Here is a 26,588-nt window from a genome sequence, read left to right on the forward strand (position 1 = left end):
ACATAACCGATACATGCCCCCACGGCCAGCACCACCAATAACTTCACGATTTGGGACATAAGGCCTCTTCTATATGCCGACATCAACACGGCCGGTTTCTTTTCACTATACGCGACCATGCCGGATTGATACGGATAAACAAAGAGTTAACCGGTCGCGATGCTGCTTTCACCCCGGTTTTGACGCGCAGCAAGCCGTAAAGTTCGCTCCAGGATCTGGGAATAGATGGGACGCCCCCCCAACCATTGCGCCACCAGGGTTGCCCCTATGGTGGTGATCATCATGGGCAGGATCAGCTGATAGTTGTCTGTCATCTCTGTCACCAGCACGATGCCTGTAATGGGGGCACGCACGGTGGCGGCGAAGAGCGCCCCCATGCCGGCGATGGCAAAGGCGCCCGGTTCGATGCCGAGATCGGGAAATGCAGAGTGGAACAGGTGACCAAAGATCACCCCGAACAGGGTGCCCAGCGCCAGGGTCGGCGCAAAGACACCACCAGGGGCCCCCGAGCAAAAGCAGATGAGGGTACCCACCAGTCGCACCGAGAAGATGATGAAGAGCGTCGCCATCGCATAGTCTCCCCCCGTCAGATGCGGGATGAGCTCGATTCCCCCTCCCGTGACAGAAGGGGCGAACAGCGACAGCATGCCAAAGGTTCCAGCCACCCCCATGCCGATGATGACGAAGCGGTGGCGCTTGTTCTGATGCAATGCCAGGTAACCATCCTGACAGGCGAGCACCAGCTTGTTGAAGACGAACCCCAGCACACCAAAGCAGCCCCCCATGAAAAGAAACAGCCAGAGCGCCTTCAAGGCCGGAGCGTCGTAGTGAGGCAGCATGATGACGGGGGATTGCCCTTTCATGTTCTGCAGCATCAGGGTCGCCATGACGGCCGAAATCCCGACCGCCTTGATGGCGAGGAAGGAGTAGCGAAATTGCGGTCGCATCTCTTCCATGACAAACAGTATCCCTGCCAGCGGGGCATTGAAGGCCGCAGCGAGACCGCCCGCCGCACCGGCAGCCAGCAGGGCGTGGCCATGCTCCTTGGGCAACCGGAAGATATCCGCCACCATCTTGCCGAGGTTGCCCCCTATCTGCACCGAGGGCCCCTCCCGCCCCAGCACCATGCCGGAACTCAGGGTACAGACCCCGCCAAAAAACTTCACCGGCAACACCCGCCACCAGCGTACCGGGCGCAGGTCGTCCATGGCCCCTTCAATTTCCGGGATACCGGATCCCCCCGCCTCGGGGGCAAAGGCATGAGTGAGGAAATAGCCGACCAACCCCAGCAGGGCGCTGAAACCAAAGCCGAGCAGGCCGAGCTGCCACCATGGGCGATCGGCCAGCAAGTCGACACGCTGCTGGGCCAGCCAGTGAACGCAAGACTCGAACAGTCCGCACACCAGGCCTGCCAGCAGGCCGACCAGGGCCGCCAGCAGGAGCACCAGCAGCGGCATCTTGTCCCGTCGTATCAGACGCTGCAAGACTGGAGGACGACGCAGCGAGGCCGCGTCGGCGGAAGGAATGGCTTGTTGCTCCATGGATAATCACGCTCATCTAACGAGGACCAGACACACCTCGGCCTCGGCTGCCCAGCTCTGGGCCTTTCTGCTATAGTCGGCCCGTTTCATGTTTCACGGGCGAGAGTCCGGGGCGAGAGCGCAAAGCATACTCCTCCCGCCATCCCCTGCCGAGCCGCAATCGGCAGCCTGTGCCCGGGTAACGACCAAAATCCCATTAAGGATGATCCATGTCAAAATCAGATCAGCTGTTTGAACAGGCCCGCCAGACCATTCCCGGTGGCGTCAACTCACCGGTCCGCGCCTTCAACGGGGTCGGCGGCACACCCCGCTTCATCGATCACGCCGATGGCGCCTACCTCTATGACGTGGACGGCCAGGCCTATGTGGATTACATCGGTTCCTGGGGCCCCATGCTGCTCGGCCACAACCACCCGGCCATCAAGGCCGCCGTCATCAAGGCAGTGGAAAAAGGGCTGAGCTACGGTGCCCCGACCGAGATCGAAGTGCTGATGGCCGAGAAAGTGCGCCAGATCGTCCCCTCCATGGAGCAGGTACGGATGGTCAACTCCGGCACCGAGGCGACCATGAGCGCCATCCGGCTGGCCCGTGGCTACACCGGCCGCGACAAGATAGTCAAATTCGAAGGCTGCTACCACGGCCACGCCGACTCCCTGCTGGTCAAGGCTGGCTCCGGCGCCCTGACCCTGGGTCAGCCCAACAGCCCGGGCGTACCGGCCGATTTCGCCAAGCACACCTTGACCTGCGTGTTCAACGATCTGGACTCGGTGCGCGAAGCCTTTACCCAGTACGGCAGCGAGATCGCCTGTATCATCGTCGAGCCGGTCGCTGGCAACATGAACTGCATCCCGCCGGTGCCCGGCTTCCTGGAAGGGCTGCGCGCCATTTGTGACGAGTTCGGCGCCCTGCTGATCCTGGATGAGGTGATGACCGGCTTTCGCGTCTCCCTGCGTGGTGCCCAGGGCCACTACAACATCGACCCGGATCTCACCACCCTCGGCAAGATCATCGGTGCTGGCATGCCGGTGGGCGCCTTCGGCGGCAAGAAGAAGGTGATGCAGCACATCGCCCCGACCGGCCCCGTCTATCAGGCCGGCACCCTCTCCGGCAACCCGGTGGCCATGGCCGCCGGCCTCACCATGCTGGATCTGCTGCTGGAGCCGGGCCTCTATGAGCAGCTGAGCGCCAAGACCGCCCGTGTCGCCGAAGGGCTGAAAGCGGCCGCCGCCAGGCACGGCATCCCGCTTGCCATCAACTACGTGGGCGGCATGTTCGGCTTCTTCTTCACCGACGAGACCGAGATCACCCGCTACGAGCAGGTGACCCGCTGCGACATGGAACGCTTCAAGCGCTTCTATCATCTGATGCTGGAAGAGGGTATCTATCTGGCACCGAGCGCCTACGAGGCGGGCTTCCTGTCGCTGGCCCACGGCGACAAGGAGATTGAACACACCCTGGCGGCCGCCGAGCGCAGCTTCGCCAAGCTGGCTGGCTGACAAGCCGCAAGATGTGCAGAGGGCCCCGATGGGGCCCTTTTTTGTTTGCTCATCCCGGCAAGGCACCATAGTGGTGCATCCTTAAGTCCCTCACCGGAGCCTTGCCACCTGCTGGTGCGCCGCGCCGTACACGGGCTGTCATAAATCGGGCCCACAATTTGCAGGCCCCTGCTCAGGAGCCCATTGGACCGAGGTGTATATGGCAGAGATGAGCCCCATCGATGTGCTGCGGCGCTATCAGGAGTACGAAACCGAGCTGGCCCCCCTGCTGCTGGGGCTGCTCACCCTCCCCGAGGCGTCTCTCAAGACCTATGCCTTCGTCGAGGAGGTGAAGAGCCTGCCCCCCCAGATCAGGCCAGCCATACTGGCGCCCGTTCCGGCGGCCCAGGGGCAGCTGCGCCTGCTGGTGCAGGGCCATGGCCGGGAGCTGGAGATCAACCTGCACCAGCTGATCGCCTGGCTGATGGGGGACAGAGAGCGGCGGCGCGCCATTCCCTGGTTCAGGGCCGTCTACGTCGTCCTGAGTCTGGCCCTGTTTCTCATCGTCGGCACCCTCATCTGGCACGGGCTGGAACAGCTCTATCTGCTCCTGTGCGGCACCCAGCAGAACCGGCTCGGCGCCTTCAGCGCCATCATCTTCCTCACGCTCGCGCTGGCGGTGTTCGATCTCGGCAAGACCATCCTCGAAGAGGAAGTGCTGCTGCATAAGGACATCTTCCGCCACAGCGCCATCCGGCGCACCATTACCCGCTTTATCGCCGCCATCCTGATCGCGGTCTCCATCGAGGGGTTGCTGCTGCTGTTCAAGGGATCCCTCGGCCAGAGCGAACTGCTCTGGCCTGCGGTGGGGGTGATGGGCTGCGCCGTGGGGTTGCTGCTGGCGCTGGGGCTCTATGTGTTTCTCGGTGCCAGGGCGGAAGCCGCACTGGTCGCCTCCAGCCAGCAGGCCGCCCACCCGGAGGGGGCTGCCAGAGGCATCAGAAGACGCGCCAGGACCGGGCGAGCGGGATGACATACCAACGCGGGGCGCCCGTGCAGGCGGGCCTCGCCGACGCCAGCTAGCTCGTCGCCTCTGCCAGCGCGGGCGCTGGCTGTCGCCGCGCCGCCCGCCAGGAGGCGTACATGGTCCAGGAGGTATAGATGACGATGAAGGCCACCAGCCATTTGAGCATCTCCATCTCCATGGATTTGACCAGCATGGCCGCCAGCACCACGCCGATGGGGCCGAAGATGGCCACCGCCAGCACGGCCCGCGCATCGAAAGCCCCCTTGCGGATGAAGGTCCCCGCCGAGAAGACGCTGAGAACGGCGGTGGATCCCATCATGATGGGGAAGGCCACCAGCGGGTTCATGCCGAGCAGATAGACCAGGGTCATGCAGGGGGCGAACAGGCCGATACCGACGTTCATCAGGGCTCCGAACAGGAAGTTGCCGGCAAGGGCGATCCCCAGCTTGTAACCGCTCAGCCCCATGGCCTCGCCACCGAGGGGGAAGAGCCCGAGCAGGCCGGCAAAGATGAGACCGGCGACCACCAGTAGGGAGACCGCCATGACCAGCCGGATGGTCTGGCGATCAAAGGAGGCCACGTAACGGGCGCCCCAGGCCGCACCGGCCGCCGCAGCCGCCATCATGCTGATGAGGGTGACGGGATCCACGTTGACCACGCCGATGAAGATGAGAGCCTGGGTCACGGTCGGCAGCACGCACTGGCCGTTGAGGGTACCGGGCAGCACCCGATCATCGATCAACCTGAACTGCTTGTAGCAGGCGGTCTTCACCGCAAAGCTCCCTACCCCCAGGGTATCGAGAAAATTGGCCACAAAGCCGATGGCCGCCACCGGCCAGAAAGGGGTGGCTTCGAGCTGGCCATGACGCCGTTTGTGCCACCAGGCACGGACCAGCATAACGAGAAAGACCAGGGCACAACCGATAAACAAGAGACGCAGAAAAGTGACAAGCATGGGGAGACCTCCAACAACGGGCGGCGATTCTAAGGCAGCGGAGGGAAAAAATCCTGGCCAGGATCATGAGAGGACGGATGCAAACGTTTGGCCGCGACTATTTTGGCTGGCAGAACCCGAATGGGGCTATCCATACTGGTTGGGAGGGCGACAGCCCGGGCTCATCGGGCGTAGTCCTGGTCATTTCGCGACGACCACAGCACCGGTGAGGCGTAAACGAAAGAAGGCGGGGTGACCCGCCTTCTTTTTTCATTCTCCGTCAGGCAATCCAGCGTGGCAGCCGGGGAGCCAGGCGGTCGATCAGGCGATCCGACACGGGAGTGAGCAACAGCAGCGGCAGGCAGATCAGGGAGAGGCAAAGAGCGCCTACATAGACGTCCGTCATCCAGTGCGCACCCGCCAGGATGCGGGGCGCCGAAAACAGGGGCACCATCACCACCGCAACCACCCCGGCCCAGCGCGGCAGATAGCGCAGGGCAAAACCGGCGAAGATCATCAGGAAGAGGGCGTGATCACCGGGGAAGCTGTCACCGGCGGAGTCCTTGGTGGGAATCGCACTGATCTCGGTCAGGCGCAGTGCCCCGTCCACCATCAAGGTGGGGCTGGGACGGCTGACCGGCAACAGATGCCCGAGCTGATTGATCACCAGGGCCCCCAGCAGCATCACGACCCCCATGGCCACCAGACGACGGCGCTCCTGCCCGTCGGCACGGAAGAAGCAACTGGCGAGGATCCCGCCCATGCAGGCCAGCGCGGCCAGATCGAACAGGCGGTTGTTGGTGATGGCCACCAGATCGGCCCAACGGGGGGAGTGGCCAATCCAGCCATTGACCAGCTGGAAGAGGGCGAGATCCCACCCATCCCAGGGGCCGTGCTCAGGCAGGGCGCCCCAACTGAAGGCGATGAGGCCCCCGGCCAGATAGAAAGGAATGAACTTGCTCATGCCGACGTGTCCTTCGAAAAACGCTCATTCTAGGCCAGCCGCAAGATGACTTGCATCACAAAAGTGTAAGAATTCGTGTAACAAAGGTATTCCATCGGCTCTTTTTTTGGCGCCACCGACCAGGTGGGCAAGCGCGCCCCCTCCTTGGCTCTCCCACCGGTTGCGGCTAGTATGGGCGCTCCCTTCGTTCAGGATGATGATGATGCGCAGCTACCTTCGCATGATGTTGTTTGCCCTCGGTTTGCTGGCAGGTGTACAGATCCCCGGGCTGGTCGATCTCTACTTCCAGCGGCTGGATGCCCGGCTGCAGCAGGCAGGTCTGGCGCTGGCCCCCTTCCAGCGCACGGCGGACCAGCACTTCAATGGCGATCTGCAGGCGCTGGTCGCCCATTACGGTGCCAGCCAGGATCCCGTCTTCACCCAGGATGCCACCAGCCTCCAGCAACTGGTGAACCAGCAGCAGCACCTTCAGGGGGAGATCGCCGTGCGGGAGAGCCCCTGGTACCAGCAGCTCTCCCACCTGTTGCTGCGCGCCGATCCCGCCCTCTGGCAGGATACCCTGCACAACTACGGCTATGTGGTCCCCCTCAAACAGGCCGCCATTTTCTGCGGCGTGGCGGCGGGTCTGCTGGCCTCCCTGGCGGGGGATCTGCTGCTCGGCCTCCTGCTGCTGCCATTTCGCTCCCGCCAGCGCGTCCCCCGTCACGGCCTGCGCTGATCCCCTCTCACTGCCAACCGGGGGGCCCGCCCCGGTTGGCGGCTACTCGAAGGGTTCGAGATAGGCTTCTATGGCCTTCTTCAGCCAGGCCAGCACCTTGCCGTGATGGGCGTTCTCCGACAGATAGACTCCGTAATCACGCCACTGCAGGCTGAACTTGTGCTTCAGGGTCAGCAGTTCCCCCTGGCGCAGCTGGCTCTGGATAAGGGGTGAAGGCAGCACCGCCCAGCCCAGACCATCCAGCACCGCATCCCGCATCAGTTCGAAACTCGACAACCCGATATGCTGCCCCCCGATGGGCAGCAGGCTCTTGACCGAAAACGCGTCCACATAGGAGAGGGTGACCTGGGTGTGATCGGTCAGATCCTGCTGCAACACCCGCTTCAGCCCAGCCAGCGGGTGGCTTGGCGCCACCACCATCAGGGTGCGGATCGGGTTGAGCACGTCAATGCAAAGACCGCTGCGCTCCTGTTCCTCGGTGATGAGGCCGAAGGCGGCATCCACGAACCCCTCTTCCACCAGGGCCGGCAGCTCCGGCGGTGAGGCCAGCACCAGGGAGATGCTGGTGCCCGGAAACTGGCGACGCAGCGCTCCCAGCATCTCGCGCCATACCACCTCGGGAATGGCGTCGTCCCGGGCTACCCGCAGCGCCACCTCGGCACCGGAGGCATGGTGCTCGCACTTGAGCTTCAGGCTGTTGGCGGCCTGCAACAGCCGCCGACAGTCGTCCAGCACTTGCTCGCCGATTTCGGTCAGCCGGCTCTGGTTCGCCCCTCGTTCGAAAAGTTCGACGCCAAGCTCCACCTCCAGGGTTGCAATCGCCGAGCTAACGGCGCTGCGACTCTTGCCAAGTCGTCTGGCGGCATTGGCTATCGAACCACTGTCCGCTGTTTCTACAAAGAGTTGTATCTGATTTAGCTTCATGGCTTCAAACTGGCGGCAGATTATTCCATCCCACCTTATCCCCTAACTCGCCCCCAAGGCAAACAAGCAGCGACAGCTTTCTCGACGCTCAGCGATAACCTTGCCCGTTTCGGGTGCCGTTATCCTCTCTTCGTCGCAGCAACAGAAGGAAACTGCATGTCATCCCGTCCCCTGCTTTTGGCCCGCCTCTTCCTGACAGGGGCCATCCTGACCGAGGTCGCCGGCACCTCCTCCATGGCCCTGATCCCAAAGAGCGAGAGCGGCTGGATCCACTATCTGCCGATGTGGCTCCTCATCACCCTCTCCTACCTGCTGCTCGCCAAGGCCGCCAGGACAATCTCCATTGGTATCGCGTTTGCGCTGTGGGAAGGGCTGGGGATCGCCCTCATCACCGCCGTCTCCGTCCTGTTCCTCGGCTACGAGCTGAGCATCCAGGAGTGGATCGGACTGGCGCTGGCCATAGTGGGGATTGTCATGGTGACCCTGGGCGAGACCCATGATGTACCAGCTCCCACCCGCCAGAGGAGGGAAGCCCCATGCACCCGTTGCTCATCGTACTGGGCGCCGCCCTGCTGGATATCGGCGCCAACATGGCGATCAACCGCTCCGCCGGTTTTCGCGACAAGGGGTGGGGCGTCCTCGGCATTCTGCTGGTGCTCTGTGCCTTCACTCTGCTCAGCGAGGCGGTCAGTACCGGCAAGATCGATCTGGCCGTGGCCTATGCCACCTGGGGCGCCATCGGCATCCTGGGCACCGCCCTCGGCGGCCTGCTGCTGTTCGGCGAGCGCCTCAAACCCGTCGGCTGGCTCGGCATGATGGTGATGGCGGTGGCGGTCGCCCTGCTGACCACAGCATGATCCCCTCTCCAACCCCATGAAAAAAGCCGCCCTGTTCCCAGGGCAGCCTTTTCATGGTCAAACCGATCACCCAGATTGCAACAGGCAGCCTAACGCGCTGCCTCGTACAGCTCCAGCGGCAGGCCGTCGGGGTCGGCGAAGAAGGTAAAGCGCTTGCCAGTCAGCTCGTCCACCCGCACCGGCTCCACTTCCACCCTGTGCTGCTCCAGGTGGGCGATGACCCGGTCGAGATCCGCCACCCGAAACGCCAGGTGGCGCAACCCGCACGCCTCCGGCCGGGAGGGGCGGGGCGGCGGCGCCGGGAAGCTGAACAGCTCCAGCTGGCTGCCGTCCGGCAGCGCCAGATCCAGCTTCCACGACTGGCGCTCTGCCCGCAGGGTCTCGGCAATGATGGGCAACCCCAGCACCTGGTGATAGAAGTGGCGCGAACGCGGATAGTCGCTGGCGATGATGGCCACGTGATGGATGGCCTCAAACAGGGGATGGGTCATGGCAATCCTTGCAAAACGGGCAGCCTGCGCTGCCCGTCTTCGTCAATTGAAGAAACCGTTGAACCAGTTATCCAGGGCATTCGCCGGGTCCGAGACCGGGCTGGCACAGCTCATGGGCTCGGCCAGACCGGCCAGCTTGGCCGGCACCTGGAGACTGCCGGGACAATCACTGGCCACCCGGGCACCGCTCGAGCGGGAGAAGTTGGCCCAGCTAACCCCTTCGGGCATCTTCAGCCCCAGGCTGTTGACCCCTCGCTGGCTCATGTAGCCGCTGAACAGCTGCAGGGCGCCACTGGCACCGGTCAACCCGGCCGGGGTGTTGTCGTCACGGCCGACCCAGACGCTCACCAGCTCGTTGTTGTCCATCCCGGCAAACCAGGAGTCACGCAGCTCGTTGGTGGTACCGGTCTTAGCGGCCATGGTGGCCCCGGGGAACTTGGCACCGAGCGCCCGGGCCGTCCCCTGGCTCACCGTCTTGGTCATGGCGAACAGGGTCAGCCAGCTTGCCTGGGGATCCGTCACTCGCTTGGCCGCTTCGTCATGCTGGTAGAGCTGGCGCCCCTCGCCATTCACCACGGCCCGGATGGCCGACAGGGGCTGGGTCAACCCCTGGTTGGCAATGGGCAGGTACATCTGGTTCACCTCCATGGGCGAGAGCGCCACCGCCCCCAGCACCAGGGACGGATAGGGCTGGATCTCCTGCTGCACCCCCAGCTTGTGCAGGGTGTCCACCACCTTGTCCAGGCCTATCTGCATCCCGAGGTTGACGGTCGGCACGTTGAGGGAGCTGGCGAGCGCCTCCATCAGGGGCACGCTCTGGCGGAACTTGCGGTCGTAGTTCTGCGGCGTCCAGATCTGGCCATCCTGGCCGCGAATGCGGATCGGCTGATCTTTAAGCGGCGTGCCCAGGGTCAGGCCGTTGGAGAGGCCGGTCAGGTAGACCGCCGGTTTGACCAGGGAGCCAATCTGACGGCGGGCATCCAGCGCCCGGTTGAAGCCGGCGTAGCGGGGATCCCGTCCCCCCACCATGGCGACCACCTCGCCCTTGTGCCAGTCGGAGACCACCATGGCCGCCTCCAGCTTCTTCTTGCCACGCTGCTTCTCGATGGTGGCCAGACCCGACTCCACCGCCTGCTCGGCGGCGTGCTGGGCGATGGGATCCAGACTGGTGAAGATCTTGAGGCCGGACTGCTTGAGCAGATCCGGGCCGAAGCGGTTCTGGATCTCCCGTTTGAGCAGCCCCATGAAGGCCGGGGTACGGCCATAGCTCATCTGGCCGCGGGCGATGATGCCAAGGGGCTGCTTGCTGGCCAGGTCATACTCGGCCTGGGTCAGGCTGCCGTGATCCGCCAGCAGTTTCAGCACCAGATCCCGGCGCGCCTTGGCCCGGTCCGGGAATCGCCAGGGATCGTAATAGGAGGGGCCCTTCACCATGCCCACCAGCAGGGCCACCTGATCGATGTCCAGCTCGTTGACCGGAATACCGAAGTAGAAGTAGGAGGCGAGCCCGAAGCCGTAGACCCCCTGGGAGAAGTTCTGCCCCAGATAGACCTCGTTGAGGTAGGCCTCCAGGATCTCGTCCTTGCTGTAGCGGTAGTCGATGAGCACCGCCATGTAGGCTTCCTGCAGTTTGCGCCACAGGCTGCGCTCACGGGTCAGGAAGAAGTTCTTGGCGAGCTGCTGGGTGAGCGTACTGCCCCCCTGCACGGTGCGACCCGCCAGCAGGTTGGCTGCCATGGCGCGCATGATGGCCACCGGCGAGACACCGCCATGCTGGTAGAAGTCCCTGTCTTCCGTGGTGAGCAGCGTCACCAGCAGGCTGTCCGGCACCTCGGAAAGGCGCACCAGCAGACGGTCTTCCCGATCCTCGGTGTTGAGGCGATCGAGCAGCACCGGGTCCATCTGGGCATAGCCGAGCTGACGCTGGTTCTCCAGGGACTGGATCCCCTCGAGGCGCGCCCCGTTGAAGGTGAGACGCAGGCCACGGGCGCCGTCGGCACCGTCGTGGAACTCGAACGGCCGGCGCACCAGCTCGATGCGATTGCCGCTCACCGCGTACTCACCCGGGGTATGAGGCTGACGCACCTGCTTGTAGCTCAGCATGTTGAGCTCGCGCAGCATCTGGGTCTGGGAGAGCCGCTGGCTGGGATAGAGCTCCAGCGGGCGGCTGTAGACCATCACCGGCAACTGCCACTTCTCGCCGTCGAAGCGCTCGCGCACCTTGGTGTCGAGATAGATGCCAAACACCACCATGAAGGCCGCCACCACCAGAGAGAGCTTGAAGCCCAGCCAGAACAGGGTGCGCCAGATGGTGCGTTTGGGCGCCGCCTTCTTGGGCGTGCGCTTGCGTCGTTGGGTTGCCATAAATCCTCTTGTCGTTCTCCTCGCCATCCCGCTGATGCGAGCGGCCTGCGATGCCTGTTGTGGAGGGGGACTGTGCCACCGCCATCTTGTTCTGATCGTACCGACCGATCACTGTCCCGTCGGCTACTCCTGCAATCCCATCTTCTTCTTGGTCACCCGGGTCGGCATCGCCTCCAGCGGGTTGTCCGGCCAGTAGTGACGGGGGTAGCGCCCCTTCATCTCTTTTTTCACCTGCTCATAGGATCCCGCCCAGAAGGCCGCGAGATCCGCGGTGATCTGCAAGGGGCGCTGGGCCGGGGAGAGCAGCTCCACCACCAGGGGGACCCGGCCATCGGCCACGCATGGGGTGGCGCCCAGCCCGAACATCTCCTGGATGCGCACCGGGATCGCCGGCGCCTGACCCGGCTGGTAGCGGATCCGTACCCGGCTGCCGGTCGGTGCGGTGAAGTGGCTCGGCAGCGCCTCGTCCAGCCGCCTTGGCAGGGGCCAGGGCAGAGACTGGCGCAGGATGTCGCTCATGTCGAGCCGCTTCAACTGCTCCAGCCGGGTCATGCCGCTCACCGCCGGCAGCAGCCACTGCTCGAGGTCGGCCAGCAGGCTCTCCTCATCCATGGCGGGCCAGGCTTCGTCGGGCAGCCAGTCGCGGGCGCAGCGCAAGCGGGCCAGCAGCCCCTCGCTGCTCTCGTCCCAGGGCAGCACGTGCAGCCCCTTGCGCCGGATGCCCTGCAGCAGGCAGTGCCCCTTCTGTTCATCGGAGAGATCCGTCAGCGGCCGCTGGCCGAGCACCAGCTCGCCGAGCACCTGCTGGCGCTCCGCACGCACCCGTTCCTCCCGATCGTCCCAGTCGAACCACTGGCGCTCGCTCACCAGCTCGGGCAGCTGGCGCACCAACTCATCCAGCGCCACCGGCTCGGCGATGAAGATGCGGCTGCCGCGCTCGTTCTGACCCATTTCGACGGCCACGATGGCCCCCTGCCCCTGGCAGGGATGCCCTTCTACCAGATCGCAGCTCACCCCGCCACTGAGCTGATAGCGGCTGCCACTGCGCAGCTTGCCGATGCGATCGGGCCAGGCGAGGGCGCACAGCAACCCCAGCCATTGACCCTGCGGGCTGCTTGCCCGCACGCCGAGCCGCTCGAACCAGCGGGCCGCCCCCTGGCGCAGGGCGCCCTGACGGCGGTGGAACAGCACGGACAGGCGCTCCGATCCTCGCAGATCTTCTTCCAGCAGCGCCACCAGGAAAGCCGCATCGGCGACAATCCCTGTCAGACCCTCGGATTCCAGCTCCCGGGCCCGCAGCAACATGCGGGCGAGGCGGGGATGGGTGCCGAAGGCCGCCATGGCACGGCCTGCCGGGGTAAGTTGTTGCTCACCCTCCGGGGCCATGGCGCCCAGGGCCACCAGCAACCGCCGGGCGCTGGCCACGGCAGCAGGGGGCGGCATGTCCAGCAGGGGCAGCGCCTCCACCCGGGCCCCCCACTGGGCGGCGTCCATCAGCAGGCCGGTGAGCTCTTGCGTCAGGATGTCGGGGGGACTCTGCTCGGCGAGGCGCTCCTGCACCTCGCAGCTCCAGAGCCGGTAGCAGACGCCGGGGCCAAGCCGCCCTGCCCGCCCCGCCCGCTGGGTGGCGGAGGCTTTGGCGATGGGCCGGGTCTCCAGCCGGGTGACGCCGCTCTTGATATCGAAGGTGGCGCGCCGCTCCAATCCGCTGTCGATGACCACGGAGATCCCCTCGATGGTGAGGGAGGTCTCCGCCACGTTGGTGGTGAGCACCAGCTTGCGACGACCCGCAGGCGCAGGCTCGATGGCCGCTTGCTGGGCCGCGAGGTCAAGACGGCCATAGAGGGGAGCCAGGGTCACATCCCCTGGCAACCGCCCTTCCAGCCACTGTGCCAGCCGCTCTATCTCCCCCTGTCCCGGCAGGAACACCAGGGCACTGCCAGCCTGACTGGCGAGCGCCTCCAGCACCACGGCGCCAACCTGGGGCTCCAACCACTGCTGGCGATTGGCGGGGCGATAGTGGTACTCGATGGGAAAGCAGCGCCCCTCGGAGCGCACCACGGGGGCACCTGGCAGCAGGCGCTCCAGGGCCATGCCATCCAGAGTGGCGGACATCACCAAGAGCTTGAGATCATCGCGCAACCCCTGCTGGCTTTCGATGGCGAAGGCCAGCGCGGTATCGGCGTGCAGGCTGCGCTCGTGGAACTCGTCAAAGATGACGAGCGACACGCCGCTGAGCTCAGGATCCTGCTGCAGCATCCGGGTCAGCACCCCCTCGGTCACGATCTCGAGCCGGGTCTGGCTGCTGGTGCGGCTCTCCCCGCGCACTCGCAGGCCGATGCGCTCGCCCACCTTCTCCCCCAGCTGACGCGCGAGGAAGCTCGCGATGTTGCGCGCAGCAAGGCGCCTGGGCTCCAGCATGATGATGCGCCCGGGCAGCCGGTGCTGGCGCACCAGCTCCAGGGGCAGCAGGGTCGATTTGCCCGCGCCGGGGGGCGCCTGCAGGATCACGCTGGTATGGTTGTCGAGGGCTGCAAAGAGTTCGGGCAACACCGGGACGATGGGGAGGGAAGACAAAGCGATGGGCACCTTCTGTGACACTTCTGAAAAGGGGTCCATTCTGCCACAGCCTCCCGGCCACCGTAAGCGCCCCTGCCGGGCAGGGGCAGGAGGTGCCAGATGCAACACGGCAAGACATCCCGGGAGCGGCTGCCATAGAATGGCCCTTATCCGATGCCCATCACGAGGACCGACACGCCGCATGCCCAAACTCTTCTTTGCCCTGCCCCTGCCAGAGCTTGCCCCCGAGCTTGCGACCTGGCGAGACCAGCGCCCCTGGCCCGGCCAGCCGGTGCCCGAGAGCAACCTGCACCTGACCCTGGCCTTTCTCGGGGAGACCGACGAAACGACCCAGGCTCGCCTGATCGCGGCCGCCGAGCGACAGCACTGCCCCCCTTTCACCGTCCATCTGGATCAGACCGGCTGGTTTCAGCGCGCCAAAGCCGCCTGGGTGGGGCCCGGTGAGTGGCCGAACGAGCTGACCGTGCTCGCGAAGGCGCTGCGCCGCCACGGTGAAAAACTCGGGCTGGGCAACGGCGAGCAGGGCTATCGCCCCCACGTCACCCTGTCGCGCAAGGCGGGCGAGGCCCCCGACGAGCTGCCTGCGCCGGATTTTCTGCTCAGGGCCGATCGCTTCTGCCTCTATCAATCCGTCAGCACGCCGGATGGCGTCCACTACGAACCGCTCGCCTGCTGGCCCCTGCGGGCCCGTGTCAAAAACCCGCACCGCGAGGAGCTCACCCCATGATCTTCGCTCCCCCCCTGCAGTCCGGGCAGCTGATCTCCCGCTACAAGCGCTTTCTGACGGATGTCGCGCTCGACAACGGCGAGGTGATCACCATCCACTGCGCCAATACCGGCGCCATGACCGGTTGCGCCCTGCCGGGCACCCGGGTCTGGTACTCCACATCCGACAACCCCAAGCGCAAGCTGCCAAACAGTTGGGAAATCGCCGAGAGCCCGGCGGGTCACTTCATCTGCGTCAACACGGCCCGTGCCAACCAGATCGCCCGGGAGCTCATCGAACAGGGCGCCCTCGCCCCCCTGGCAGGCTATGCCAGGCTGCGCACCGAAGTGAAATACGGGGAAGAGAACAGCCGCATCGACCTGCTGCTGGAAGATGACCACAGGCCGGATTGTTACATCGAGGTGAAATCCGTCACCCTGCTCGACGAGCGGGAGCAACCCGGCATGGGGTACTTCCCCGATGCGGTCACCACCCGCGGCGCCAAGCACTTGCGTGAATTGATGGCCATGAAGGCGGCAGGGCACCGGGCCGTGCTGCTGTTCATGGTATTGCACTCCGGCATCGCGAGAATGCGCCCTGCAGCCCATATCGATCCGCACTATAGTCAGCTTGTTGAACAGGCGATGGCGGCAGGGGTTGAAATTTTATGCTATCGCCCCCATGTTGGGGTGCAGGGCATGGTGGCTCAGGATTTTATCCCATTTGAATCTGACCATATGCTACCCGAGGGCAGAGAATAAATGCAGAAGTGGGTAACATTATTGATAAGGCTTGTTTGCCTCCCGTTGACCCTTCTGCTATAGATGTCGCCCTCAATTTATGGATGGCACGGGTAGCGTGCTGAATTAGGAGACAGGGCATGCCAACAGGCGAAAACAGGAAATCTCTGGGCCCCCTGGCCATTGCGGGTGTAGAGCCTTACCAGATGAAAGCCGGTGAGGAGTACATGAATGACCAACAGAAGGTACATTTTCGCAAGATCCTGGGAGCCTGGCGCAACCAACTGATGCAGGAAGTTGACCGCACCGTCGACCACATGAAGGATGAGGCTGCCAACTTCCCGGATCCCGTGGATCGCGCCGCGCAAGAAGAAGAGTTTGCTCTCGAACTGCGCACCCGCGACCGTGAACGCAAGCTGATCAAGAAGATCGAGAAAACCTTGCTGCTGCTCGAAGAAGATGACTTCGGTTACTGCGAGCATTGCGGCATCGAGATCGGCATCCGCCGTCTGGAAGCCCGTCCGACCGCAGACCTCTGCGTGGACTGCAAGACGCTGGCCGAGATCAAGGAAAAACAGATGGCTGGCTGATGCCGCCCATCCACAGAAACGAAAAGGGAGCCCAGGCTCCCTTTTTTATTGAGCTTTTGGTCGGGCCGTCCCAGAATGCAGCCTCAATGCATCGCTTACCCGAATTGCCATGGTCATGACCTCCCCCCCCTCCCGACGCCCCTATGTGGGCCGCTTCGCCCCCTCACCGTCCGGTCCGCTCCACTTCGGATCCCTGGTCGCCGCCCTTGGCAGCTTCTTGCAGGCCAGGGCGCAGCAGGGCCGCTGGCTGGTGCGCATCGAAGACATCGACCCCCCGCGGGAGATGCCGGGAGCGGCTGACCTTATCCTCGCCACCCTGGAGGCACACGGTCTTGGCTGGGATGGGGAGGTGATGTTCCAGAGCGCGCGCCATGGCCGCTATGACGAGATCATCGATCAGCTCTATCGGGCCGGGGATCTCTACTGGTGCCGCTGTACCCGGCGCGAAATCATGGCCGCAGGGGGATTCTACAACGGTCATTGCCGCGCCCTGGGGCTGACCGCCGAGGGGTGTGCCGCCCGTTTGCGCCAGCACCACCCGGTCTATCGGTTCGAGGATGCGCTTCAGGGAGAGATCTCCGTCCCCGCGGCGCTGGCGGAGGAGGACTTCATCGTGCGCCGCCGGGACGGGCTCTATGCCTACAACCTGGCGGTGGTGGTGGATGACATGGACAGCGGCATCACCGAGATCGTCCGCGGCGCCGATCTGCTGGAACCCACGGTGCGCCAGATTGCCCTCTACCAGACTCTGGGGGCTGCCGTCCCCGATTGGGTGCACCTGCCGCTGGCGGTGCAAGCGGATGGCAACAAGCTCTCCAAGCAGAACCATGCGCCGGCGCTGTCGCAGGACGAGGCACGACCGGCCCTGTGGCAGGCGTTGCACTTTCTCGGTCAGTGCCCGCCGCCCGAGCTGATGGCGAGCCGGATCGACGAGATCATCGGCTGGGGCATCGCCCACTGGCAGCTGGCCCGGGTGCCCCGCCAGCAGAAGATCCCGCAAGGGCAAAGCTAGCCCCGGCTGCATTTCTTGCCCCAAAAGGACCAATCAAGGGGAAGCAGGCCACACCGTTTCTCATTTGGTTGGGGCTGAGCTATGATAGGCCGCTATTTTTTTGGCCTCCCGTCAATTTGAAGTCATAACGAGGTGTACCATTTTTTCCCAGATCGCAAACTTTTGCCGCAAAGTGCTCGGCAAGGAAGACGGCGAGCAGTCGGTGGAGTCCCCCATTCCGGCCCGTGTCGCCGGACAGCGCCGTACCTTGAGCCGTGACCAGCACCCGATTTCGCGCAAAGAGATCAGCGAGAATGCCCTCAAGGTGCTCTATCGCCTGAACAAGGGGGGCCATGAGGCCTACCTGGTCGGCGGCGGCGTCCGTGACCTGCTGCTCGGGAAGACCCCCAAGGATTTCGACATCGCCACCGACGCGACGCCGGAACAGATCAAGGCGCTGTTCAGCAACTGCCGCCTGATTGGCCGCCGTTTCCGCCTGGCCCACATCGTCTTTGGTCGTGACGTGATCGAAGTGGCCACCTTCCGGGGCCACCACCATCAGGTCAATACCAGCAAGCATGTGTCGGCCCAGTCCGATGAAGGCATGCTGCTGCGGGACAACGTCTACGGCACCATCGAAGAGGATGCCGAGCGTCGCGACTTTACCGTCAACGCCCTCTACTACAGCGCCAAGGATTTCACCCTGCACGATTTCGAGGGTGGGCTGGAAGACCTGGCCGCGCGCAGACTGGAGCTCATCGGCGACCCCGAGACCCGCTACCGGGAAGATCCGGTGCGCATGCTGCGCGCCGTGCGCTTCGCCGCCAAGCTCGACATGACCATCAGCCCGCGTACCGCCGCCCCCATCCGGGAGCTGGCCCCGCTGCTGCAGGACATCCCGGCCGCCCGCCTGTTCGAAGAGACCCTCAAGCTGTTCCTGGCGGGGGACGGTCTGGCCACCTACAAGCTGCTGCGGGAATACGGGCTGTTCCAGCCGCTGTTCCCCCAGGTAGCCGCCCTGTTCACCCCCCACGGCAACTCGCCCTACGAGCAGTTCATCGAGCAGGCGCTGATGGACACCGATACCCGGGTCCGTGAAGAGAAGCGCGTCACCCCCGCCTTCCTCTACGCCACCCTGCTGTGGGGCGCCGTCGAGGCCCGCGGCCGCGTGCTGGAAAACGAGAGCGGTCTGCCCTGGTACGATGCCTTCATGCTGGCTATCAACGAGGTGCTCGACAACCAGGTGCGGATCATCGCCGTGCCGCGCCGCTTCACCACGGACGTGCGCGACATCTGGGCCCTGCAGCAGCGCCTGACCCGCCGCCAGGGCAAGCACCCCGAGCGCGCCATGGAGCACCCGAAATTCCGTGCGGCCTTCGACTTCCTGTTGCTGCGCAACCGGGTCGAGCGCGGCCTCGGCGAGTTGGCGAGCTGGTGGGAGCGCTATGTGGCCTCCAACCCGGACGTGCGCCCACAACTGCAACGGGAGGCGACCCGCCGCCCGGCGAGCGGCGAGCGCGCCGACTCCCGCAGCGGTGATGGCGAGAAGCGCAGCGGCAATGGCCGCAACCGCCGTCGCCCCCGTCGCCGCAAGCCGAAGTCGGCAGAGTAAGGATCCGCCGATGATCGAGGTCTTCGTCGCCATCGGCTCCAACCTGGCCGACCCCCTCGGCCAGGCTCGTCGCGCCATCGCCGCGCTGGCGACCCTGCCCGAGTCAGAGCTGCTGCAGACCTCCCACCTTTACGGCAGCCGCCCCATGGGCCCTGCGGATCAGCCGGACTACGTCAATGCCGTGGCGCGCCTTGCCACCCGCCTCAGCCCTCTGGCGCTGCTGGACGAGCTGCAGCGCATCGAGCAGGCACAGGGGCGAGTGCGCAAGGATGAGCGCTGGGGCCCCCGGACCCTGGATCTCGATCTGCTGCTGTACGGCGACGAGGTCATCCGGCATGAGCGCCTGACGGTGCCTCACTATGGCATGAAGGAGCGGGAGTTCGTCCTGCTCCCCCTTGCCGAGATAGCCCCCTCCCTGGTGCTGCCCTGCGGCACCCCGCTCACCGAACTGGTTGCCCGCTGCCCGCGCAATGGACTCGCGATCCTGGCCGGTGCAGCAGGCGAGTAGAGAAGAGTAGGAACAACGTAATGAGCAAGATCACCACTACCCACCTGCAGAAGATGAAGCAGGACGGACAGAAAATCACCGCCATCACCGCCTATGACGCCACCTTCGCCAAGCTGTTCGACGACGAGGGCGCCCAGGTGCTGCTCATCGGCGACTCCCTCGGCATGGTATTGCAGGGCGGAGACGACACCCTGGCGGTCAGCATGGACGAGATGGTCTATCACACCCGCTGCGTGGTGCGCGGTACCACCAATGCCCTGGTGGTGACCGACATGCCGTTCATGAGCTACGCCACCCCGGAGCAGACCTACCAGAACGCGGCGCGCCTGATGGCGGCCGGTGCCCGCATGGTGAAGATGGAAGGGGGGGACTGGCTGTGTGACTCCATCCGCCACCTCACCCGTAACGGGGTGCCGGTGTGCGGCCATCTCGGCCTGACCCCGCAATCCGTCCACGTGTTTGGCGGCTTCAAGGTGCAGGGGCGCGACGAGTTCCACGCCCAGGAGATCTACCGCCAGGCGCTGGAGCTGCAAGCGGCTGGCATCCAGTTGCTGGTGCTCGAGTGCGTGCCCGTCTCTCTGGCAGAGCGCATCACCAAGGCGCTGCGCATTCCGGTGATCGGCATCGGTGCCGGCCCTGCCACCGACGGCCAGATCCTGGTGATGCACGATGCCTTCGGCATCACCTCCGGTTATGTGCCCAAGTTCACCAAGAACTTCCTGGCCGAGACCGGTGACATGCGTGCCGCCATTCGTCTCTACGTGCAGCAGGTGAGCGAGGGGACCTTCCCCGGCCCCGAGCACTGCTTCAACTGACTTTCTGTCGTCATGAGCGCGGGGGCCTGTGCCCCCGTCTCGCCCTCCCCCCTGACGACCCCCTCTTTTATTGATTCATCTGAAGGTGAACTGACGATGTTGGTTGTGAACAATCCCGCCGCGCTGCGCAAGCAGATCGGTCAATGGCATCGCGAAGGCCGCGCCATCGCATTCGTGCCCACCATGGGCAATCTGCATCAGGGTCATCTCACCCTGGTCGAGGAGGCCCGCCGCCATGGCGACAAGGTGGTGGTCAGCATCTTTGTGAACCCCTTGCAGTTCGACAAGGCCGAGGATCTCGCCAACTACCCCCGCACCCTGGAGCAGGATTGCGCCGCCCTGGAGGCCGCCGGTGTGGACCTGGTCTTCACCCCGACGCCGGAGATCATGTATCCCCAGGGGCTCGCCAGCCAGACCTTCGTCGAGGTGCCCGGCATCTCCAGCCTGCTGGAAGGGGCGCTGCGTCCGGGGCATTTTCGCGGGGTCAGCACCGTGGTCACCAAGCTGTTCAATCTGGTACAGCCGAACGTGGCCTGCTTTGGCGAGAAGGATTACCAGCAGCTCGCGCTCATTCGCAAGATGGTGGCCGACATGGCCATGCCCATCGAGATCGTGGGCGTGCCGACCGTGCGGGCCGAAGACGGGCTGGCCCTCTCTTCGCGCAACGGCTATCTGACCGCTGCCGAACGGGCCATCGCCCCCGAGCTCGCGCGCACCATGAACTGGATTGCCGGGCAGATTGAAGCGGGGAACAGTCACCTCCCCTCCCTGGTTGCCCAGGCCAGCCAACGCCTCGACAACGCGGGATTCAGGACGGATGCCATCGACATCGTCGATGCCGACACCCTGGAATCCGCCAGCGCCGAGAGCCAGCGCCTGGTGATCCTGATGGCCGCCTATCTGGGCAAGGCCCGCCTCATCGACAACCGGGTCGTCGCCCTGCGGGGTTGAGACACGGCAAGGAGACCACGATGTCCAAGAAGGTTTACTGCATCGCCCAGTTCCAGCCCAAGCCGGGCCAGGAGCAGGCCCTGTTCCGCGTCCTGCAAGGGCTCGAACCCGACACCCTGCGTGAAGATGGCTGCCTGCAGTACATCGTCACCCGCCATATCCAGAGCCCCTTTGCCGAGGGGGAGAGCTTCCCCATCGTCTTCAACGAGATCTGGCGCGACATGGCGAGCTTCGAGGCCCACTGCCAGCGCGCCGGTATCAAGGCCTTCTTCGAGCGCTACTGCCTCGCGGATGATGGCCTCGCGGCCAAGTGGAACGTCTGCGTCTACAGCGACGAGCCCGCGGACTACGATGCCCCGGCCCTCTGAGGCCGAAACGTGCAAATAAAAAGGCGCCCGAGGGCGCCTTTTTGCTGGCGGGTGTGCGCCTCAGTGGCGCAGACCGGTACCGCGGGAGATGAGCCACCAGGCCATCCCGTAGAGTACCAGGATGAAGCCGATGATGATGAGATAGGCGGTGCCGAGGGGCACGTCTGAGATCCCGAGGAAGCCGTAGCGGAACGCGTTCACCATGTAGATGATGGGGTTCACCTGGGAAACCCCCTGCCAGAACGGCGGCAGCAGGGTGATGGAGTAGAAGACGCCCCCCAGATAGGTCAGGGGAGTCAGGATGAAGGTCGGGATGATGCTGATGTCATCGAACGACTTCGCGAACACCGCGTTGATGAGCCCCCCCAGGGAGAAGAGGATGGAGGTGAGCAGCACGGTCACGCAGACGCTGAACAGATGATGGATCTGCAGCGGCACGAAGAACAGCGACACCAGGGTGACGATGAGGCCGACACAGAGGCCGCGCGCCACGCCACCGCCCACATACCCCGCGATGATGATGTAGTTGGGCACTGGCGCCACCAGCAGCTCCTCCACGTTGCGCTGGAACTTGGCGCTGTAAAAGGAGGAGGCGACGTTGGAGTAGGAGTTGGTGATGACCGACATCATGATGAGGCCGGGCACGATGAACTCCATGTAGCTGAAGCCACCCATGTCACCGATGCGCGAGCCGATGAGGTTGCCGAAGATGACGAAGTAGAGGCTCATGGTGATGGCGGGCGGCACCAGGGTCTGGATCCAGATCCGGGTGAAGCGGCTCACTTCCTTGGCCAGAATGCTCTTGAAGGCGATGTAATAGGTCATGGGGTTCATGCTTTGCGACCCTCCTCTACCAGATTGACGAACAGCTCTTCCAGCCGGTTCGCCTTGTTGCGCATGCTGAGCACCTTCACCCCCTGGGCGGAGAGCTGCTCGAACAGGCTGTTGAGGGACTGGCTCTTCTCCAGCTCCACTTCCAGGGTGTTCTCATCCTGCATCCGGCCGTTGAACTCGGGCAGGGCCGGTACGGTGGAACCCGGCACCAGATCCAGCAGGAAGGTCTCGCGACCCAGCTTGCCGAGCAGGCTCTTCATGCTGGTGTTCTCGATGAGACGGCCCTTGTCGATGATGCCGATGTTGCGGCACAGCATCTCGGCCTCTTCCAGGTAGTGGGTGGTCAGGATGATGGTCACCCCCTGCTCGTTGAGATCCTTGAGGAAACTCCACATGGAACGGCGGATCTCGATGTCCACCCCGGCGGTCGGCTCATCCAGGATCAGCAGCTTGGGCTCATGCATCAGGGCGCGGGCAATCATCAACCGGCGCTTCATGCCACCGGAGAGAGTGCGGGCGGCCATGTCGCGCTTGTCCCACAGATCGAGCTGGCGCAGGTACTTCTCGGCGCGCACCTTGGCCTCGGCCCGCGGCACCCCATAGAAACCGGCCTGGTGAGTCACTATCTGGCTCACCTTCTCGAACTGGCTGAAGTTGAACTCCTGGGGCACCAGGCCGAGCTGGGACTTGGCCAGCTCCAGATCGGTATCGATGTCATGACCGAATACCTTCACCTTGCCGGCGCTCTTGTTGACCAGTGAGCTGATCACGCCGATGGTGGTGGATTTGCCCGCCCCGTTGGGACCGAGCAGGGCGAAGAAATCCCCCTGTTTGACGGTGAGATCGATGCCCTTGAGGGCTTCGACGCCCCCCTGATAGGTCTTCTTCAGACCGCTGATTTCCAATGCGTTCATTGCAACCCCTGTGATGGATGAGCCCATCTCGAGACAGAAAAGGCGGCTGTGACGCCGCCTGAAGACAGTCGATGGCGGGCCGGCCAGCCTGCCTTGCTACTTCGGACCCGGCTTACTCTTGCGGTACCACCTTGCCAATGAAAGGCAGGTTACGGTACTTCTGGGCGTAGTCAATGCCACAGCCCACCACGAACTCGTCCGGGATGGAGAAGCCAAGCCAGTCCACCGGCACCTGAACCTCGCGGCGGGACGGTTTGTCCAGCAGGGTGCAGATGGCCAGGGATTTCGGCTCGCGCAGGGAGAGGATCTCGCGCACCTTGTTGAGGGTGTAACCGGTGTCGATGATGTCCTCGACGATCACCACGTCCTTGCCTTTGATGTCGTCATCCAGATCCTTGAGGATGCGCACGTCACGGGTGCTGTGCATGCCGGAGCCATAGCTGGAGGCAGTCATAAAGTCCAGGGTGATGGGCAACTGGCACTGACGGCAGAGATCCGCCAGGAAGACGCAGGAGCCGCGCAACAGGCCGATCATGACCACTTCCTCGGAGCCCTGGTAACGGGCGGTAATCTCTTCACCCAGCGTGGCGATCCGGGCTGCAACCTCGGCCTCGGGGATCATCACCTCGACAATGTGTTTCATCACATACTCCAATAATGACCAAAGGGTTATTGGCCGTTCATTAACGTCAAAACCGAGGATTCTACCACTCCAACCAGTGGGCGTCAGGCATACGTGATGCTTTTATCGGCTTATTTTAATTGATAGAGTTAGCAAGCCTTCGGGCATTATCGGTGACAATACTATAAACACCATAATCAATAACTATTAGATGAAAAAACTATGGAACCACGCGCAGAAATAAGACGTCGAACCCGGCTTTCGCCGGAGGCTCGCCGTGATCAATTGATGGAGTGTGCCGTCGAGGTATTTTCCCGTCGCGGCATCGGCCGTGCGGGGCATGCCGAAATAGCCGAACAGGCAAAGGTCTCGGTTGCGACCGTTTTTAACTATTTCAATACTCGTGAAGATCTGGTCGACGAAGTGCTGACAGAAATCGAAGCCTTCGTACAGCAGATCCTCGAACAGGCCTACAACGGTCAGGGCTCCGCCAGGGAGAGCATTCACCGCCACGTGAAGCTGTTCGTTGACGCCGCCTATGACAAGCCCGATCACGCCAGCATCTGGCTGGAGTGGAGCTCCTCGGTGCGGGAAGAAGTGTGGCCTCGCTACACCAGGCTGCTGGACAAGGCGCTGGAGCGCATTGCCCCCCACCTGCAACGGGCCATCGACAACGGCGAGATCCAGAGCGTGCTGTCGGCGCAGGATCTGGCCCGCTCCCTGACCGGTTTTGGCTATGTGATGATGCAGATGATCAATCAGCCACAGCGTCCGAGCCGGGAAGAGGTGACTGATTTCCTGTTCAAGTACGTGACGGCCCCCATCCAGGCCAGCTGACTCGCGCAGATGTTGACAAAGCGGCGCCGGGCTTTACAGCCCGGCGCCGCTTTTTGTCCGCTCCCCGCCGTATCAGTGGCTGGCATAACCCCAGCGACTGGTCAACTCATGCTCGACACCCAGATGATCGAGGATGCGGGCGACCATGAAGTCCACCAGATCCTCGATGCTTTTGGGTTCATGGTAGAACCCTGGCGCCGCCGGCATGATGGTCACGCCAAGACGGGCAAGCTTGAGCATGTTCTCCAGATGGATCGCCGAGAAGGGGCTCTCCCGGGGCACCAGAATCAGCTGGCCCCGCTCCTTGATCACCACGTCTGCCGCGCGCTCCAGCAGGTTGTCCGAAGTGCCGTTGGCAATGGCCGAGACGGTACCCATGGAGCAGGGGCAGACCACCATCTGCTTGGGGGCCGCCGAGCCGGAAGCCACCGGCGAGAACCACTCCTCCTTGCCGCAGGCGACGATCTGACCCTCTTTGGCACCATATTGGCGACAGAGGTACGCCGACAGCTCCCTGGGGGAGCCCGGCCAATCCTGCTGCTGCTCGGTCTTGAGCACAACCCTGGCCGCCGAGGAGGCGAGCAGGAAGACCCGATAGTCCGCCTGCACCAGGCATTCCAGCAGGCGCAGGGCATAGGGAGCGCCGGAGGCGCCGGTCAGCGCCAGGGTGATGGCCTTGTTCATGATGCGCTCTGCAGCTCCTTGAGGCGGGCGATCAGCTTGTCGTGAATGCCGCCGAAGCCGCCGTTGCTCATGATCAGAATATGATCCCCTGGGCGGCTCTCGGCCACCAGGGCGCCAATCAGGGCATCAAGGGCCTCGAATACCCGGGCAGGCCGGGTCATGTGGGCCGTCACCTCCCCCAGATCCCAGCCGATGTTGGGGGGCTGGAAGAAGAACACCTCGTCGGCACCGTCGAAGCAACCGGCCAGCTCCTCCTTGTGAACTCCGAGCTTCATGGTGTTGGAGCGGGGCTCCAGCACCGCCAGGATGCGGGCCTTGCCCACCTTGGCGCGCAGGCCGCCCAGGGTGGTCTCGATGGCGGTGGGGTGATGGGCGAAGTCGTCATAGACGCTGATGCCGGCCACTTCCCCTTTCAGCTCCATGCGCCGCTTGGGGGACTTGAACTGGCAGAGGGCGTTGATCCCGTGCTCCACCATGACACCGGCATGACGGGCGGCGGCGATGGCCATCAGACCGTTGTTGACGTTGTGCTCGCCGATGCACTCCCAGTGCACCTCCCCCTGTTTCACGCCATCCAGCCACACCTCGAAGGCGGAGCCGTCATCGGCCAGCTTCACCGCCTTCCACTTGGCGTCGTCCTGGCCCACCAGCTCCACCTCGCTCCAGCAGCCCATCTCGCGCACGGCGGTAAGGTTGTCATCACCTTTGGGGAAGAGCACCCGGCCGTTGCTCGGCACGGTGCGCATCAGGTGGTGGAACTGGCGCTGGATGGCGGCGAGATCCGGGAAGATGTCCGCGTGGTCGAACTCCAGGTTGTTCATCACCAGGGTGCGCGGGTGGTAGTGGACAAACTTGGATCGCTTGTCGAAGAAGGCGCAGTCATATTCGTCCGCTTCAATCACAAAGAAGGGAGCCGAGCCAAGACGGGCGGAAACCGGGAAGTTGCCCGGCACGCCGCCGATGAGGAAACCGGGTTCCAGCTTGGCATACTCCAGCACCCAGGCCAACATGCTGGCGGTGGTGGTCTTGCCATGGGTGCCCGCCACGGCCAGCACCCAGCGATCCTTCAGCACGTGCTCCAGCAGCCACTGAGGGCCGGAGATATAGGGCAGATTGCGGTCCAGCACATATTCCACACAGGGGTTGCCACGGCTCATGGCGTTGCCGATCACCACCAGATCCGGCGCAGGATCGAGCTGGGAGGGGTCGTAGCCTTCGGTCAGTTCGATGCCCTGTTGCTCGAGCTGGGTGCTCATGGGGGGATAGACGTTGGCGTCGGAACCGGTCACCCGATAGCCAAGCTGTTTTGCCAACACCGCCAGACCACCCATGAAGGTGCCGCAGATCCCGAGAATGTGAATGTGCATACCGCTGCCTTTTCCAGTAAAGGGAGTGCGCATTCTAGGGTCTGTTGACCCGGTGGCACAAGCCGCGCCCATGGGGAGCGAAGGCATCGGCGCCCGCAGACGACAGAAATCGGGCAAGCGCGGGGAAAAGCCACCCTCCACCACGCCACCCGGCCCTTGAAATATGGTCATTTG

Annotated in this window: 27 protein-coding genes and 1 pseudogene (1 of these 28 only partly in view); 15 read left to right on the top strand and 13 right to left on the bottom strand. The window is 63.9% G+C overall.

The features are described 5' to 3' along the window. Both H7R73_RS18710 and clcA read right to left on the bottom strand, forming a co-directional pair. On the bottom strand, window positions 1-59 hold the start of the coding sequence (locus H7R73_RS18710) for a DUF6776 family protein (RefSeq protein ID WP_042016291.1). 634 nt of this gene lie to the left of the window's left edge; 59 of the gene's 693 nt are visible here — the first part of the coding sequence; it begins with the start codon at window positions 57-59; its stop codon lies off the left edge, out of view. Window positions 60-146: 87 nt separating this feature from the next. After that, window positions 147-1,541 (bottom strand): H(+)/Cl(-) exchange transporter ClcA, encoded by a 1,395-nt coding sequence (clcA, locus tag H7R73_RS18715; protein ID WP_039040862.1) that lies wholly within the window; start codon window positions 1,539-1,541, stop codon window positions 147-149. A gap of 209 nt (window positions 1,542-1,750) precedes the next feature. On the opposite strand from clcA, the gene hemL reads away from it, so the two are divergent. Next, window positions 1,751-3,037 (top strand): glutamate-1-semialdehyde 2,1-aminomutase, encoded by a 1,287-nt coding sequence (gene hemL, locus H7R73_RS18720; protein ID WP_103259584.1) that lies wholly within the window; start codon window positions 1,751-1,753, stop codon window positions 3,035-3,037. A 199-nt stretch (window positions 3,038-3,236) separates the two neighbouring features. Further along, the gene (locus H7R73_RS18725) at window positions 3,237-4,049 is read left to right on the top strand and encodes a hypothetical protein (RefSeq protein ID WP_103259583.1); all 813 of its coding nucleotides are present in this window, start codon (window positions 3,237-3,239) and stop codon (window positions 4,047-4,049) included. A 46-nt stretch (window positions 4,050-4,095) separates the two neighbouring features. Here H7R73_RS18725 and H7R73_RS18730 read toward each other — a convergent pair whose 3' ends face one another. Both H7R73_RS18730 and H7R73_RS18735 read right to left on the bottom strand, forming a co-directional pair. Then, complete coding sequence (locus tag H7R73_RS18730) at window positions 4,096-4,998, bottom strand: sulfite exporter TauE/SafE family protein (RefSeq protein WP_042864982.1); 903 nt, start codon at window positions 4,996-4,998, stop codon at window positions 4,096-4,098. 259 nt (window positions 4,999-5,257) lie between these two features. After that, complete coding sequence (locus tag H7R73_RS18735; RefSeq protein ID WP_010675560.1) at window positions 5,258-5,941, bottom strand: phosphatase PAP2 family protein; 684 nt, start codon at window positions 5,939-5,941, stop codon at window positions 5,258-5,260. A gap of 202 nt (window positions 5,942-6,143) precedes the next feature. Between H7R73_RS18735 and H7R73_RS18740 the strand changes: the two genes are divergently transcribed. Continuing rightward, entirely contained in the window at window positions 6,144-6,659 is a 516-nt protein-coding gene (locus tag H7R73_RS18740) for a DUF2937 family protein (protein ID WP_010675561.1), read from the top strand. A 42-nt stretch (window positions 6,660-6,701) separates the two neighbouring features. On the opposite strand, the gene H7R73_RS18745 is transcribed toward H7R73_RS18740, so the two are convergent. Next, window positions 6,702-7,583, bottom strand: coding sequence for a LysR family transcriptional regulator (locus H7R73_RS18745; protein WP_039040858.1), 882 nt, complete (start codon window positions 7,581-7,583; stop codon window positions 6,702-6,704). Window positions 7,584-7,739: 156 nt separating this feature from the next. On the opposite strand from H7R73_RS18745, the pseudogene H7R73_RS18750 reads away from it, so the two are divergent. Together H7R73_RS18750 and H7R73_RS18755 are read left to right on the top strand one after the other, a co-directional pair. Then, window positions 7,740-8,129 (top strand): annotated as a pseudogene (locus H7R73_RS18750) (DMT family transporter); the annotation flags it as partial. Further along, window positions 8,120-8,440 (top strand): SMR family transporter, encoded by a 321-nt coding sequence (locus H7R73_RS18755; protein WP_103259582.1) that lies wholly within the window; start codon window positions 8,120-8,122, stop codon window positions 8,438-8,440. The pseudogene H7R73_RS18750 and the gene H7R73_RS18755, both read left to right, overlap by 10 nt. An 89-nt stretch (window positions 8,441-8,529) precedes the next feature. Here the strand turns inward: H7R73_RS18755 and gloA2 are convergent, their stop codons facing one another. The 3 genes from gloA2 to hrpB all read right to left on the bottom strand — a co-directional run bounded on the left by gloA2 (window position 8,530) and on the right by hrpB (window position 13,872). Next, complete coding sequence (gene gloA2, locus H7R73_RS18760) at window positions 8,530-8,931, bottom strand: SMU1112c/YaeR family gloxylase I-like metalloprotein (protein ID WP_103259581.1); 402 nt, start codon at window positions 8,929-8,931, stop codon at window positions 8,530-8,532. A 42-nt stretch (window positions 8,932-8,973) separates the two neighbouring features. Continuing rightward, window positions 8,974-11,295, bottom strand: a complete 2,322-nt coding sequence (mrcB, locus tag H7R73_RS18765) for a penicillin-binding protein 1B (protein WP_010675566.1) — start codon at window positions 11,293-11,295, stop codon at window positions 8,974-8,976. A 123-nt stretch (window positions 11,296-11,418) separates the two neighbouring features. Continuing rightward, window positions 11,419-13,872 carry an ATP-dependent helicase HrpB gene (hrpB, locus tag H7R73_RS18770; RefSeq protein ID WP_103259580.1) on the bottom strand — a complete coding sequence of 818 codons (2,454 nt, stop codon included), beginning with the start codon at window positions 13,870-13,872 and terminating at the stop codon, window positions 11,419-11,421. Between the two features lie 184 nt (window positions 13,873-14,056). On the opposite strand from hrpB, the gene thpR reads away from it, so the two are divergent. From thpR to H7R73_RS18815, 9 genes are all read left to right on the top strand, one after another. Next, a complete protein-coding gene (thpR, locus tag H7R73_RS18775; RefSeq protein WP_103259579.1) occupies window positions 14,057-14,602 on the top strand; it encodes an RNA 2',3'-cyclic phosphodiesterase in 546 nt (181 codons plus the stop codon). Next, a complete protein-coding gene (gene sfsA / locus H7R73_RS18780; protein WP_103259578.1) occupies window positions 14,599-15,342 on the top strand; it encodes a DNA/RNA nuclease SfsA in 744 nt (247 codons plus the stop codon). Before thpR ends, sfsA begins: the two co-directional genes overlap by 4 nt. A 119-nt stretch (window positions 15,343-15,461) precedes the next feature. Beyond that, on the top strand, window positions 15,462-15,911 hold the full coding sequence (dksA, locus tag H7R73_RS18785) for an RNA polymerase-binding protein DksA (RefSeq protein ID WP_029314801.1): 450 nt from the start codon (window positions 15,462-15,464) through the stop codon (window positions 15,909-15,911). A gap of 109 nt (window positions 15,912-16,020) precedes the next feature. Further along, window positions 16,021-16,923, top strand: a complete 903-nt coding sequence (gluQRS, locus tag H7R73_RS18790) for a tRNA glutamyl-Q(34) synthetase GluQRS (RefSeq protein WP_103259577.1) — start codon at window positions 16,021-16,023, stop codon at window positions 16,921-16,923. Window positions 16,924-17,023: 100 nt separating this feature from the next. Next, window positions 17,024-18,514 carry a polynucleotide adenylyltransferase PcnB gene (gene pcnB / locus H7R73_RS18795; RefSeq protein ID WP_182951363.1) on the top strand — a complete coding sequence of 497 codons (1,491 nt, stop codon included), beginning with the start codon at window positions 17,024-17,026 and terminating at the stop codon, window positions 18,512-18,514. Between the two features lie 10 nt (window positions 18,515-18,524). Beyond that, the gene (gene folK / locus H7R73_RS18800) at window positions 18,525-19,022 is read left to right on the top strand and encodes a 2-amino-4-hydroxy-6-hydroxymethyldihydropteridine diphosphokinase (RefSeq protein WP_039040848.1); all 498 of its coding nucleotides are present in this window, start codon (window positions 18,525-18,527) and stop codon (window positions 19,020-19,022) included. Between the two features lie 20 nt (window positions 19,023-19,042). Further along, the gene (panB, locus tag H7R73_RS18805; protein WP_039040847.1) at window positions 19,043-19,837 is read left to right on the top strand and encodes a 3-methyl-2-oxobutanoate hydroxymethyltransferase; all 795 of its coding nucleotides are present in this window, start codon (window positions 19,043-19,045) and stop codon (window positions 19,835-19,837) included. A 96-nt stretch (window positions 19,838-19,933) separates the two neighbouring features. Continuing rightward, complete coding sequence (gene panC / locus H7R73_RS18810) at window positions 19,934-20,788, top strand: pantoate--beta-alanine ligase (RefSeq protein ID WP_103259576.1); 855 nt, start codon at window positions 19,934-19,936, stop codon at window positions 20,786-20,788. Window positions 20,789-20,808: 20 nt separating this feature from the next. Next, window positions 20,809-21,156: a putative quinol monooxygenase gene (locus tag H7R73_RS18815; protein WP_010675576.1), complete on the top strand. Its 348-nt coding sequence runs from the start codon at window positions 20,809-20,811 to the stop codon at window positions 21,154-21,156. A 60-nt stretch (window positions 21,157-21,216) separates the two neighbouring features. On the opposite strand, the gene H7R73_RS18820 is transcribed toward H7R73_RS18815, so the two are convergent. From H7R73_RS18820 to hpt, 3 genes are all read right to left on the bottom strand, one after another. Beyond that, window positions 21,217-21,990, bottom strand: a complete 774-nt coding sequence (locus tag H7R73_RS18820) for an ABC transporter permease (protein WP_010675577.1) — start codon at window positions 21,988-21,990, stop codon at window positions 21,217-21,219. After that, complete coding sequence (locus tag H7R73_RS18825; protein WP_039040845.1) at window positions 21,987-22,904, bottom strand: ABC transporter ATP-binding protein; 918 nt, start codon at window positions 22,902-22,904, stop codon at window positions 21,987-21,989. Before H7R73_RS18825 ends, H7R73_RS18820 begins: the two co-directional genes overlap by 4 nt. A gap of 112 nt (window positions 22,905-23,016) precedes the next feature. Beyond that, window positions 23,017-23,547 carry a hypoxanthine phosphoribosyltransferase gene (gene hpt / locus H7R73_RS18830; RefSeq protein WP_010675579.1) on the bottom strand — a complete coding sequence of 177 codons (531 nt, stop codon included), beginning with the start codon at window positions 23,545-23,547 and terminating at the stop codon, window positions 23,017-23,019. A gap of 201 nt (window positions 23,548-23,748) precedes the next feature. Here hpt and H7R73_RS18835 point away from each other — a divergent pair, with 201 nt between their 5' ends. After that, window positions 23,749-24,363 (top strand): TetR/AcrR family transcriptional regulator, encoded by a 615-nt coding sequence (locus H7R73_RS18835; protein WP_029314803.1) that lies wholly within the window; start codon window positions 23,749-23,751, stop codon window positions 24,361-24,363. A 72-nt stretch (window positions 24,364-24,435) separates the two neighbouring features. Here H7R73_RS18835 and H7R73_RS18840 read toward each other — a convergent pair whose 3' ends face one another. Both H7R73_RS18840 and mpl read right to left on the bottom strand, forming a co-directional pair. Next, window positions 24,436-25,047 (bottom strand): flavin prenyltransferase UbiX, encoded by a 612-nt coding sequence (locus H7R73_RS18840; RefSeq protein WP_103259575.1) that lies wholly within the window; start codon window positions 25,045-25,047, stop codon window positions 24,436-24,438. Beyond that, window positions 25,044-26,414, bottom strand: coding sequence for a UDP-N-acetylmuramate:L-alanyl-gamma-D-glutamyl-meso-diaminopimelate ligase (gene mpl, locus H7R73_RS18845; protein WP_039040843.1), 1,371 nt, complete (start codon window positions 26,412-26,414; stop codon window positions 25,044-25,046). Before mpl ends, H7R73_RS18840 begins: the two co-directional genes overlap by 4 nt. Between the last annotated feature and the right edge of the window lie 174 nt (window positions 26,415-26,588).

The sequence above is a fragment of the Aeromonas sp. WP2-W18-CRE-05 genome (assembly GCF_014168615.1).
In the GTDB taxonomy this organism is placed as follows: Bacteria; Pseudomonadota; Gammaproteobacteria; order Enterobacterales; family Aeromonadaceae; genus Aeromonas; species Aeromonas caviae.